Annotated in this window: 12 protein-coding genes and 1 riboswitch; of the genes, 9 read left to right on the top strand and 3 right to left on the bottom strand. The window is 26.9% G+C overall.

Features of this window, described 5'->3' with window-relative positions:
- Window positions 1–50: 50 nt before the first annotated feature.
- A riboswitch (FMN riboswitch) is annotated at window positions 51–164 on the bottom strand.
- Window positions 165–260: 96 nt separating this feature from the next.
- Both CK556_RS03225 and CK556_RS03220 read left to right on the top strand, forming a co-directional pair.
- Window positions 261–797, top strand: a complete 537-nt coding sequence (locus tag CK556_RS03225; protein WP_027875458.1) for a hypothetical protein — start codon at window positions 261–263, stop codon at window positions 795–797.
- Window positions 778–1,032 carry a hypothetical protein gene (locus CK556_RS03220; RefSeq protein WP_027875457.1) on the top strand — a complete coding sequence of 85 codons (255 nt, stop codon included), beginning with the start codon at window positions 778–780 and terminating at the stop codon, window positions 1,030–1,032. The genes CK556_RS03225 and CK556_RS03220 overlap by 20 nt, the downstream gene beginning before the upstream one ends.
- A 25-nt stretch (window positions 1,033–1,057) precedes the next feature.
- Here CK556_RS03220 and CK556_RS03215 read toward each other — a convergent pair whose 3' ends face one another.
- The 3 genes from CK556_RS03215 to def all read right to left on the bottom strand — a co-directional run bounded on the left by CK556_RS03215 (window position 1,058) and on the right by def (window position 4,633).
- Complete coding sequence (locus CK556_RS03215; protein WP_027875456.1) at window positions 1,058–2,026, bottom strand: hypothetical protein; 969 nt, start codon at window positions 2,024–2,026, stop codon at window positions 1,058–1,060.
- Between the two features lie 97 nt (window positions 2,027–2,123).
- Window positions 2,124–3,890 (bottom strand): ribonuclease J, encoded by a 1,767-nt coding sequence (locus tag CK556_RS03210; protein WP_095761530.1) that lies wholly within the window; start codon window positions 3,888–3,890, stop codon window positions 2,124–2,126.
- 140 nt (window positions 3,891–4,030) lie between these two features.
- Window positions 4,031–4,633 carry a peptide deformylase gene (gene def, locus CK556_RS03205; protein ID WP_036246604.1) on the bottom strand — a complete coding sequence of 201 codons (603 nt, stop codon included), beginning with the start codon at window positions 4,631–4,633 and terminating at the stop codon, window positions 4,031–4,033.
- A 166-nt stretch (window positions 4,634–4,799) separates the two neighbouring features.
- Here def and CK556_RS03200 point away from each other — a divergent pair, with 166 nt between their 5' ends.
- From CK556_RS03200 to CK556_RS03170, 7 genes are all read left to right on the top strand, one after another.
- Window positions 4,800–5,756 carry a glycosyltransferase family 2 protein gene (locus CK556_RS03200; protein WP_027875453.1) on the top strand — a complete coding sequence of 319 codons (957 nt, stop codon included), beginning with the start codon at window positions 4,800–4,802 and terminating at the stop codon, window positions 5,754–5,756.
- Window positions 5,757–5,764: 8 nt separating this feature from the next.
- Window positions 5,765–6,598, top strand: coding sequence for an RDD family protein (locus tag CK556_RS03195; RefSeq protein WP_027875452.1), 834 nt, complete (start codon window positions 5,765–5,767; stop codon window positions 6,596–6,598).
- Complete coding sequence (locus CK556_RS03190) at window positions 6,591–8,759, top strand: ATP-dependent helicase (protein WP_027875451.1); 2,169 nt, start codon at window positions 6,591–6,593, stop codon at window positions 8,757–8,759. Before CK556_RS03195 ends, CK556_RS03190 begins: the two co-directional genes overlap by 8 nt.
- Before the next feature lie 72 nt (window positions 8,760–8,831).
- Entirely contained in the window at window positions 8,832–9,101 is a 270-nt protein-coding gene (locus tag CK556_RS03185) for an HPr family phosphocarrier protein (RefSeq protein WP_027875450.1), read from the top strand.
- Window positions 9,102–9,182: 81 nt separating this feature from the next.
- Window positions 9,183–10,133 carry a CPBP family intramembrane glutamic endopeptidase gene (locus CK556_RS03180; protein WP_027875449.1) on the top strand — a complete coding sequence of 317 codons (951 nt, stop codon included), beginning with the start codon at window positions 9,183–9,185 and terminating at the stop codon, window positions 10,131–10,133.
- On the top strand, window positions 10,133–11,041 hold the full coding sequence (locus CK556_RS03175; RefSeq protein WP_027875448.1) for a pseudouridine synthase: 909 nt from the start codon (window positions 10,133–10,135) through the stop codon (window positions 11,039–11,041). Before CK556_RS03180 ends, CK556_RS03175 begins: the two co-directional genes overlap by 1 nt.
- Window positions 11,042–11,052: 11 nt before the next feature.
- On the top strand, window positions 11,053–13,068 hold the full coding sequence (locus CK556_RS03170) for a hypothetical protein (protein ID WP_027875447.1): 2,016 nt from the start codon (window positions 11,053–11,055) through the stop codon (window positions 13,066–13,068).
- Window positions 13,069–13,164: the final 96 nt, after the last annotated feature.

Raw genomic sequence — 13,164 nt, 5'->3', positions numbered from 1 at the left:
GCTCAAGTGGGGCAACAACAAAAATTAAACACTAATTGTTTAATTTTTGTTGACATTTTCTCTCATCCGGACTATACCGTCGGTTTCAGAATTTCACTGAATCAGCTGTTCGCTCATGGACTTTAACCATCGGTAAGGAATCACACCTTGCCCCGAAAATGTTTATAATGTAATTATATAAAATAAACGTTATTTTTTAATGATTTTTATAATTTAAAATTAAAAGATGTAAAATATAAATAATTGAAAGAAGGAGTTTTATGTCAAGTTGTTATTTATGTAAAGGTTCGATTAAACCGTATCAATTAACTAGAACAGGTCATATTTCAACTGGAGCAGTTAATTATCCGAATCAATCAAATATAGGTTTTGTTGCAACAGGTGGTAGAACAATTACAAGCCATATGGGTTGTTACAAAACATTTAATAAAAAATATTGACCATGAGTTTTAATTGGAATAATTTTTGTAATTATTGCTTTCACTTTATTTATTATTGGTTTTTTAGATTTTTTCAATTCTAAAACTTATAATTATTGAGATTCACAAACTCATCAAAGCATTTATACGATTGATTATGTATTGCGAAGTAAAGCAATAATAGAACTTGTATTTTCAGGTATTTTCATGGTCTTAGGATTGTCTTTGTTTCTTATAGGTTACTATTATTGTAAAAAAATTGTTCAAGATGAACAACATGCTAATGATTATATTGATGAAGAAATCAAGCTTATTTATGATGTACAATTAAAACAAGCTAAAAAGGGGTTAAAAGAAAATGGCAAAAAATTTGAATAAATTAATCGAAGTTTTAGATATGAGTAATGCTGACATGCAATATTTAGATCAAAAGTTAAATGAAGGATACACAATTTTAGTTGCAGCAGAAAAAGGGAAAGCTGTTGAAAAATCTTTAGAAGATAAGTGAACAAATTTTTTAAATGCAAATGTTGAGCTAAAAGAGGAAAGAAGTGGTTGTGGAATTTGTGGTTGTGGTAAACCAGCAAATGTTTTGCTTTACATGTGAAGATAAAAAAAATACCTTTAAGGTATTTTTTTTATCTTGTTGCTGCGTTTTGTTCTTCACGTCTAATATCATCAACTTTTTCAAAGTTATTAATTTTAATAACTTGATCTTTTGCTCAAAGACCTGAAATAATTTTTGAGTACATTGAAACAATTCATGTAACATATCATATTTCAAATCCTATTCTTGAGAAAGCAAACATTATTGCAAATACTTTTAAGAATCCTTCATATCTGTTCATGTATCTAATTGAGTTAAATACAACCATTATTAATCGTATAATTGACATAATAATTAATACTATTAACTCAACTGTAGCAATTAATGTAAATATAACTCCAATTACTTGCATCATATAACCTTGAAGGTTTTTTTCTTTCATTAATTGAGATGAATTTTTTCTTGCAAATAACCCATATCCCAAAGTTCCAATTAAGAATCCAACAATACTAATTGTTATTGCTAAAAAACCAATCAATCCATAGCTTGTATCTGTGGCGATTAAGTTTTCAAAACTTATATAACCACCACTTGAAGTTAATGCTATGCTAACAAATGAAACTAAGAATAATGCAAAGCCAATTAGCATTGTAAAACCTAAATGCTTTGCTAAAAAAGCTCTTGGGTTTAAAGAAGACTCTGTTTCAATATTTGGTAAAGATGTAAGAATAAAGGGGGTAATAATTCCTCCAACCCCAACACTTAGAACCGCTAATATATATCTGTTAGCAATTATCTCTTCATCAGTTGCTGAGTTTAAATATGAAATAATCACATAAGCCGAATAGAGAGACTTTCACAAGAAATAAATTTCTATCCCTATTATTAGTGAGCTTGTTATAATTAATTCAGAATCACTTGATCCTAAATATGAGCTACTTGCAAAAAAATAAATTGTAAATACTAATATTAATGTTGTGACAAAAGTTCCTAAAATTTGAGCAAATTTAATAAATCCTCTATTTATATAACTTCTTCCATAATTTCTGTTTGTAACCATTATTCCTCTTCCTTTCTGGTTAAAATTAATTATAATCGTTTATATCAGTAAAACAAACATTTTTAAAATATAAAAAATAAGAGTCATTTTTAAACTCTTATTTTTTATTTAGAATAACTGGAATAATTAACGGATTTCTACGTTTTGTTTTGAAAATGTAAGGAGACAATGATTGCTTAATAGCTTTTTTAATTGCTCCAAATGTTGGTTTTGAAGAATTTAATACTTCGTTTATTGCTTCAGTAACAATTGTGATAGCTTCACTTATTATGTTTCCTGAATCTTTTACATAAAAACTTCCTCGAGAAATAATTCTTGGAGCACATAATAATTTATTAGTTTGAGAATCAATTGAAACAACAACTGAAATTAACCCATCTTTACTTAAAATATCACGTTCTCTAATAATATTTGAAGCATGAGCAGTCATATCTTTACCATCAACATAAATAGCATCTGCATCAATACGTTTACCAATTTGAGCTTTACCTTGAAGTAATTCCAGTTGATCACCGTTAGCCATTACAAAACCATGCCCTGATTTTAAATTAACTGATTCAGCAGTTTCAATGTGTTTTTTTAACATTCTAAACTCACCATGCATAGGCATAAAATAATTAGGCCTTAATAATGTAAATAGTAATTTTTGTTCTTCTTGGCTAGCATGCCCTGAAGTATGTATTTTGTTGCTTGGAGAAGATTCAATAACATTAGCTCCAATACGAGTTAATCTATTAATTAAAATTTCAACATCTGCTCTATTACCTGGAATTGGTGATGAAGAGAATATAACTGTATCTCCTGGAATAATTGAAATTGATTGGTGTCTATTAGTTGCAATTCTAGATAGTGCAGCCATTGGTTCACCTTGACTACCAGTTGAGATAATCATTATTTTATTTGCTGGATGTTTTTCAATATCATTAGCTTTAATGAACATTTTATCATTGATTTTTAAGTGTCCCATTTGGCGGATTATTTTAATTATTCTTTCAATAGATCTTCCTAAAATAACAACTTTTTTATCATATTTATTTGCTAATTCAACAATTTGTTGAATACGGTGCACGTTTGATGCAAATGTTGTTATGAAAATTCTTCCCTTTGCTTTTAAAAATAATTTATCAATGTTTTCTATAATTCCTTTTTCACCGGGAGTATAGCCCTCAACTTCAGCGTTTGTTGAATCAGCCATCAAAAGTTCAATTCCTTTATCACCCATGCTAGCTAATTTGCTTAACTCAGCAAAATGTCCTAAAGGCGATCAGTCAAATTTATAATCACCAGTTGAAAAAATATTCCCATTTGGCGTTTCAATTAAAATTCCAAAAGCATCAGGAATTGAGTGGTTTAAAGCTGCATAACTTACACGTAAGTTTTTTGTTGCTCAAATATCATCAGCCACGTATTCCTTAACAATTGTTTTATCAGTTAATTTATGTTCTTTTAATCTGTCTCTAATTAAAGCAGCAGCTAACTCAGGCGCATATATAACAGGTATATTTACTTGTTTAACTAAATAATGAATCCCACCAATGTGATCCTCATGACCATGTGTTATGAATAATGCTTTAATTTTTGATTCATTTTCTTTTAAGTAAGAATAATCAGGAATAACCGCGTTAATTCCTAACATTGAATCATCAGGAAACTTAACTCCAGCATCAATCATAATAATTTCATTTTCATGCTCAATACAATATGTGTTTTTACCAATTTCTTCTAGTCCTCCTAAAGCAAAAACTTTAGTTGGAGAATCAGTTTTAATATATTTTCTTTGGACTTCCTTTTGTTTAAATACAAAAGGTTCAAAATCTTCTTTTTCAATAATTTGATTTGAAGAATTATTTTTTTCTTTTTCCATTTTTTCCTCCATTTTTATAAAAATAAACATACATAAATGTAACTTATGCTTCTAATTATTAAGTTGTTATTATTTAACACATATACAATTTTAAATATTTAAGTATGTTTCGATTTTTGTTAAGTTGATATTAACATATTTTAAAGAATAACTCAATCTTCTGCTATAAACTCAGGTTCATTTTTATTAATATGATCATAATATAATTTTCCAATATTGTGATCCATTTCATGTTGAAAAACAATTGAACGGTAATCTTTTAATTTTAATTCTACTCATTCTTTTTTTAATCAATCATATCCTTTAACAGAAATAATCCAAGATCTAGGAACTATACCGTGTTTATCTTCATCAACACTTAGACACCCTTCTCCTTCTTCAAGACAAGCCAATCTACTTGATTTTGCAGAATATTCTGTATTAATCATTGCATATTCTTCTATTTGATTATTTGGCAAATTAAATCTAATATAAAACATATCTTTGTTAATTCCAATTTGTGGAGCAGCTAATCCTACAGCAGGTCGCAAATAATCATCTTTACCTTCATAATTGAATTCTTCGTCTTGGCTTGCCACAACAAAATCTATTAACTTTTTCATTGTTAATTCTTCTTCTTCTGTTAAATTATCTACATTTTCTATTTTAGTTGATACTGATCTAATGACTGCTTTATTATGGTCTTTTGTTAATCATTTGTTTGTTGGTATTTCGTCTTGCAATAAATAATTTTTAATTTTCATTTTACTAATTTATCTCCTCTATTAAATAATCAGTTTGGTTTTTTAATATTATATCTTAAATTTTTATAATTATTTTAGTTGGAATTACCAACATCTTAAATTTAAAAATAACAAAAAAATACCTTTTAGTGTAAAATATATATAGTTATGTCAGGAGAGTGAGAGAATGCTAGTTTCATTTATAATTTCTAGTCAAGCTAGAGAAGATAAAATTTTTAAAACTATTAATACATTAAAAAAACAAACTAATGATTCATACGAATTAATAATTATCGTTGACGAACCAAATGTTGAAAAAGAAGCATTAGATTTTATTAGAGATCAATTTATTGAAAATGATAAGATTGTGTTCGTTCTAAATTCAAAAGGTCAAGGGGAATCATTAAACTGAAACAATGGAATTGAAATGGCGCGAGGAGAATATGTTTCTTTCTTAAAAGAAGGTGACTTGATTGATGAGCGTTTTGTAGAATCAATTCAAGAAATAGTTGAAGCAAATAATAAAATTGATTTAATTGAAGTTCAATATGAGCAATCAAATTTATTTGAAGGACCAACTAAACCATTGCTACAACAAAATAGACTTTATGATTTACAAATAGACAAAGAAGTATTTGCATATATATCTCAAGAAATATATGGAAAATTATTTAGAAGTAAATTCATTAAAGACTTTAGAATAACATTTAAAAAGAATGTTAGATTTGACATGTTATTCTTATTTATGTCTTTAGCACATTCAAGAAATTTTTATTTATCTGGAGAAGTGCTATTTAAACATAAAGTCTCAGTACCTAAGTATTCAATATTTGATATAGTAAATCAATGACCACATGTACTGAACTATTACAGAAGAATTGGTACTTACAAAGAATTTAAAGATGAGCTTAATTTTGCAGCAAACTATTGTATGGGTTATACATTTTTAAATTTAGCTAAATGTATTAAGAATAATTTAATTTATAAAAAATCACTTTCTTTTGTTGATACAAAATTAGACAGAAAAGTAAAAGAATTCACAACACAAAATGCAATTTTCTTAGAAAATGTAAATCCTGACTTTACAGCAAGAATGCAAAATTTTAGTAGCTTTATTAATGAACAAATTAAAAAAATAGGTTAGTTTAATTAATGATGGAAATATCTAAGACTGTTGATAAAAATTATGGGGTTTCTAAGACTAATGAAAATTCATTAAAAGATAATGAATTTTATATTCCCAGTTTGTGAAGAGTATTCTTTGCTAGGCTAACAGATCTTTTTATCAGTTCAATACCGTTTTTAATAGTTGGTTTTGTTTTAAGAAACCAAGCTAATGACGGTGACTGAATAAATTTATTTGTAATTTTTACTTCAGCTTTAATATGAAATTTTTCCTACTTTGTTTTACTTACTCATTTTTTAAAGGGTAAAACAGTAGGAAAAATTATTTTTAAAATAAAGCTTGTGAAATTCAATATAAATGAAAAAATAAAGTTCATTGACATTTTAAAAAGAGAACTTTGATTTATATTAATGCCTTGATGTTTCTTATATTTGGGCAATATATTATTCTTATTATTAATGTCAAAATATAACAAGACTGAGAATGCAACTTACTTTAATGTCGGGTATATTGTGTATCAAATAAACTACTGAATTTTTTTAGTATGAAACTTAGCAATAGGTGTTTCTATAAGACTACAAAAAAATCATCAATCGGGAGTTGATATGAAAAGCAAAATTTATGTTGTTTCTGAAAAACCAAAAAAAGTTGTTTTATCAAAACCTAAGACAAGTAAACTAGTGCTGGAACAAACACCAGGAAAATTTGAACAAGAAATATTAAATGAAATCGGTAATTCTGATGAGAAAGAATTTTATGAATCAATAAATGTTGATAAACCGAGTTTAACTGAAAACTTAAAATTAGAAAATAAAAATAAAAAACAAATTGAACAGAAAGAAAGGGAAAAAAATGAATAATTTACTTTTGGAATTAAATGAGCAACAACTTGCAGCAGTTACAATTACTGATAGACCACTTAGAATAGTTGCTGGTGCTGGTTCTGGTAAAACAAAAGTTATTACAACGAAAATAGCTTATTTAATTGAGGAAATGAAAATCCCTGCATACAAAATTTTAGCAGTTACTTTTACAAACAAGGCTGCTAGAGAAATGAGAGATAGAGTTAATAATATTATTCCAAATTTAACAAGTAATCCTCATATTTCTACTTTCCATGCATGATGTTCAAGAATTTTAAGAGAAGAGTTTGAATTAATAAATTTGTCCAAGAATTTTTTAATTATTGATCAAGGAGATCAAGTTGCAATTATACGGAATTTAATAAATGAACATTTTAGTCATTTACCAGAACTAAAAAAATATACTGAGAAAAAAATTATTTATAGAATAGGTAATTGAAAAAATGAACTGATTTCTCCTATTGAAGCAATAGAAGATTGTTATAGTGGACTTGAAAGAGCTATTGCAACTTTATATCAAAAATACGAAGAATACTTAAAAACAATTAATTCTATCGATTTCAATGATCTTCAAGTTTTAGTTTTCAAAATATTTAACGAAAACTCTGAAACATTAGAAAAATGAAGAAATAGATATGATTATGTCATGGTTGATGAATTTCAAGATACAAATGATTTACAATTTGATTTAATTAAATTTTTAACAAGAGACAAAAATAATTTAACGGTTGTAGGTGATCCAGACCAAACAATTTATTCTTGACGTGGAGCAAAAGTCGATATTATTTTAAATTTTAATAAAACATTTACAAATGGTGTAAGTATAACACTAAATGAAAACTATAGATCTACACAAAAAATATTGGACTTAGCAAATGACTTTATTAATAACAATAAAAATCGAGAAGAAAAGGAAATTTTCACCAATAATCAAGCTGGTGATGCTCCTGTTGTAAAAGAGTGTGAATCGAGAAATGACGAAGCAAGATATGTAACTTTAAAAATTAAAGAATTAATCCAACAAGGTTATGAGTATAAAGATATATTTGTGCTTTACAGACTTAATGCATGATCACAAGAGTTTGAAAAAGAGTTTCAAAATAACAAAATCCCATTTCAATTAATTGGTGGGATTAGATTTAAAGACCGTAGAGTAATTAAAGAAGCAAATGCTTTTTTAAGAACATTAGCAACTCAAGATGAGCAAGCTGTTGAAAGAGTTTTAAAAAGCATTCCAAAAGTTGGAGACGTAACTATTAAAAAACTTAAAGAAAAAGCAATGGATATGAATGTTTCTTTATATGACTTAATTGTTAATGAAGATGAATTACATATAAATCAAGTTTCAAAACATTTAAATAATATTAGAGAAGTTCTTGCAAAATCTGTTGATGTTTATAAAGAAAGCAAAAATATAAGAATGACTTTACAGTTTATGCTGATTGAATCTGGTTATATCAAAAAGCTTACTGATACTGAGAAAAAAGAAGATATAAGCTATATTGATTCTTTATATGATCAATTAGAAAACTTTGACAAATCTTATCAAACTGAAGTTAATGAAGAGGGAACTGAAAAGATTATTTCATATTTACAAGAGGAAGCTTTATTAAATTCAGATGCCGATGATATTGAAGCACAAAAAGTAACATTGCTGACTGTTCATGCGGCAAAAGGACTTGAAAATAAAGTTGTATTTGTTGTAGGACTTAACCAAGACATTTTCCCTGGGCGTCTTTCATCTAATTCAGCTAGAGAAATTGAAGAAGAAAGAAGAACTCTTTATGTTGCAGTTACTCGCGCAGAAGAAAAATTATTTATAACTTATATTAAAGGAGAGTTTTCATTCATTTCACAGGCAGAATTAGCACCGTCTAAATTTATTAAAGAATTTAATCAGGATTTATATAGTTTTGAAGGAAGATATCAAAAAAGTATTAATCCGTTTGCTAATATGAATTCAACAACAAATGCTTTACATCAAAAACAGGCAAAAAATGTTGATGGCTATGAAAAAGATGATATTGTTGAGCATATGATTTTTGGTGAAGGGGTCGTAATAGAAGTTAATGGTCCTACAATGAAAGTGGCCTTTAGTTCAAGTTATGGTGTTATGCCAATGTCAGTGCATGATGCTACTATTTCAAAGAAAAATTAACTAAAAAATTGATTATCAAACTTACTTATTGATATAATAAAAAGGTATTAAAAAATACAGGAGGAAAATTAAATGGCACAATTTACAGCAGTTATTACTGACAAAATTGGACTACATGCTAGACCAGCTACTGCAATTATTTCAGCAGCATCAAAATTTGAATCAGAAGTTAAAATCGTTTGCGGTTCAAAATCAGGAAACTTAAGATCAATAATGAACATCTTATCAATGCAAATTAAAACAGGCGATGAAGTAACTATCATTGCAGAAGGATCAGATGCAGATGCGGCTGTTGCAGGAATTAAAGAAGCAATGATTTCAGCAGCTTTAATTGAAGGTTAATTACAAAAAATAATTAAAATTGCTATTAAGCAATTTTTTTATATGTTTTAATTAATTAGACAATGTATGAAAGGGAGAAATATGAAACTAAACATAGAAAAATTTAAAAGCAAATATGATTTACCAGATGAAGCAAAATTTAAATTTAATGTTTTCAATCCGTTAGTTGATGGTATTATTTTTGCTACATCTATCCTTTTTGTGCCATTATTAATTCTTATAATTTTAAAATTTACTATTAAAGCAGAAAATAGTGATGAAATTATTAATACAATTTTTTCAACTGTTCAAATAGTTTGCGCTGCAATTGGTTGTTTTATTTTAAATAAAAGAGATAATGAATTATTTTCGAAAACTAATGCTTTTGGAATTTATGCATTTATTGTATTGCCATTTTTATTTGTAATTATTTTAGGAAGTTTAATTTTTGTAATTGCAGGTATTAGTGCAAATAATAATTCAATTGCTGTCCAATTTATTTCAATAATTTTACAAACAATTGCAGAAATTGCTATTGCTGTTATTTTGTTAATTAAATTACCAACATTGAAAGAAAGAATTTTTTTAACATTAAAAAACGAGTGGAAAAGAATTCTTGTAATTTGTATTCTAATGACAATATTATTATCAGTAGTATCAGTTGGCTTAGGCTTTTTATCAAATGGAACAAAGAATCAAGAACAACTAGAAAACGTTTTGCACAACTCAAGTGTTTTAGTTAAAACATTCTATATAATTCTATTATTTATATTTAGTGTTATTGTTGCGCCGTTTGTTGAAGAGCTAGCATTTAGAGATTCAATTTTTACTGGAATTGGAAACAAATGATTTGCTCTAGTAATTTCAGCTTTAGCTTTTGCAATGGTTCACGTAAGTTTGGGTGACATTGAAAATATTTATATTTACTTCATTCCTGGTTTAGTTTTATCAGCAACTTTTATCTTTACTGAAGGTAATGTAACTTATACTTGATTAATACACGCAGGATCAAATTTTATAGCATTAATAATAATGATAGTAGGGATGGCATAATGAACCAGTTTAAAGCAAATCAAAATGATGATAATCAAACTCTTTTTAAGTTTTTAAAGAAAAATTATAAAACTACGCCTTTATCAGTTATTTACAAATGGTTGAGAAAAGGGGACATAAAAATTAATGATAAAAGAATCAAGGATAAGGACTACATTATAAAAACAAATGACGTAATTGTTGTTTATGACAATAATAAGCCTGTTTTAAGAGATGAATTTAAAAAAATCAATGATTATGAAATTGATGTAATTTATGAAGATGATAATTTATTAATTGTCAAAAAACCATTTAATTTAGAAGTTCATTCGCCTGTTAAAGTAAGTATGGATGATATTGTTAAGAATTACTTATTTGACACAAAACAATATAACCCTGTGGAAGAGAATTCTTATGTAATAAGCCATGTACATAGATTGGATAAACTTACTTCTGGATTAATAATGTATGCAAAAAATAAAAATACTCATGATATTTTAGTTGAAGCAATTCAGGATAAAGATAGAATTGAAAAGTATTATCGCTGTAGAATTGATATTCCGGTAACTGAAAGTTTAACAGCAAAAGGATGAATAAAATATGACCCGATAATCCAAAAATCTGTATTTAGTGAAGAATTTAAATCAGATTACAAAGAAGCTACAACAATTTTTAATGTTGTTAGCTTAGATGTTACAAATGAACAGACAGAGTTAGAAGTACAAATTCTAACAGGTAGAAAACACCAAATTAGAGCAACTCTTGAATACTTTGGTGCTCCTATAATTAATGATTTTAGATATTCAGGAAGAATTATTAATAATGAAAAAATGATATATCTGTTTGCTAACAAACTTGTATTTAATGGGTTTGAAGGAAATTTAGAAAATCTAAATGGTAAAATTATAGAAATAAACCCAACTTGATAGGAGGTGGAGAAATGCAGCTTGAAACTACTGAAAATATTGTTATGAAAACTTCAACTAGATCTAGTGTTTGAAGCGCATTAGTAGGAGTTGCAATTTCTCTTACAAACACCCTAATCCAAATTCTTATGATTTACTGAATACTTAGTGCTTATGGTACTGAGTTTAATGGGTTCGTAAGAATTTCTATGTCAATGGCAATTATTGGTGGAACTTGTGAAGGTGCATTGGGAATAACAACTGTTATTTTAATGGCAAAACCAATAATGGAAAAAGATTGAATAAGTGCAAATGAAATATTTTCAACTTCAAAAAGAAATTATAGAAATAAACTTTGAAGAGGTTTGTTCTTAGTTACTTTAGTTTCAATTCTATATCCTCTTGAAATTGCTTTAGCACCGCATTTTTTACAAGGAGAGGAAATTGTAACAAGTTTAACAAGCCCTAATGGATTAATGTCAATTCATTTATGAGAGATGGGATTAGTTTGTTTTTTCTTTGGATTTAAGCAAGTTGTTAGTTCATCAATATTTGGTATTTATGAAAACGTTTTAGAAGCAGACAAACAAAATTATTTAAGAAGAGCGATTATATTATTTACCGATGTATTAATTTATACAATAATTATTACTTTACTTAATATTGTTAATTATAGAGAATCAACAATATCACCTGTTGTGGTATTTTTACCAATTATTGTTTATCCATTTATACGTGGTTTTATGATTATGTGATACGTCAAAAGAAAATATCCATGAATTAAATTTTATTCTGATTTTAACGACCATAACATTGTTAGAAAATCATCAAAATTATTTTTCTCATCTTTAGGAACAAATACTTTGATGAATGCAGACATTATTATTCTTTTTGTTGTTTTGGGTACAGCTGGCTTGAGAACAACATCTATGCTTTCTATTTACATGATTGTTGGAATAAATATTCGAATCATTATGCTTAATTTTATAGTTTCTTTTAGAGAATATTTCATAGCTCAAATTTTAAGAGAAGGAAGAATTGAATGAAAGACTTATACAAACTATGAATTGTATACATATATTGTTGCAGCATTTAGTTTTGTTATGATTTCAATTTTAACTCCATTTATCGCTACTGGACTTTTTGGGAATGTTATTGCTAGGGATTTTGATGGCAGTGATATTAGTGCATTTTATCAAGCTCAAGCATTACAATATATATTTTCAGGATCAACATTTTCAATTTTGTTTGGTCTATCAACTGGAGCAATTATTATTGTACAAGGGCAATATGTTTTAATTCAAGCAAAAGGCGTTGAAAAGAAAACAACTAAATGATTAAACTTAATAGCAACTTGATATGTTTTAACATCTGGTATAACTCTTTTATCTTTATACTTTTTTAAATTTAATTCAGGAGGTACTGATAATTGGATTCCACAGATGATTCAGTTTTTTTACATAATAAAACTTATTTTTATGATGATAACTTATTTCTTTTTATGGTCATTTACTTGAACACATGTAACATATAATTCATCACTTAAAAATGTCATTCCAAATTTTATTTTTCTATTAGTTCCTGTTGTTGCAACTTCGTTATTTATTCAGTTTGGTTTAAGTCAATTTGCACTAATTAGTATTGAAGTAAAACCGGCTAATGAAATTATAAGTGTAGTAATAAATCCAATAAATGTAGCTACCCTAATAAGTGTTTTTGTAATTACAGGAATTGCCAGTTTACCTGTTTGTATTATATTGCCAATTATTTTTAGGCCGAAAATTGGGTTGAATATTATTGTTAACTTGCCAATTATTAAACAAATTGTTGAAAAGAATGCAAGTAAAATTAAAATTGCAAGATTTATTGATGCTGGAATAAATGCTGAAGAAGAGGCCATTCAAAGTGAAGAAATTATAAGATCACTGTATGAACAAATTCAAGAAAGTAATGAAATCATCGATAATGAAAGTCATTTTGAAAAACGTTATAAATATAAAAATACACCCAAAATTTATACACTAACACCTAAGGAAAAAAAGAAAAAATAATATTTCACTATATTGTAAAGTTTAAGCGCTTTTAAAAAAGTGCTTTTTTTGATATAATCTTAAAAGTTGATTATTTAACAAAATATAGATATTCAA

This window comes from Mesoplasma chauliocola (assembly GCF_002290085.1).
Classification (GTDB): domain Bacteria; phylum Bacillota_I; class Bacilli_A; order Mycoplasmatales; family Mycoplasmataceae; genus Mesoplasma; species Mesoplasma chauliocola.
The sequence above is the reverse complement of the archived record's forward strand: the minus strand, read 5'-3'. Positions and strand labels throughout refer to the sequence as shown.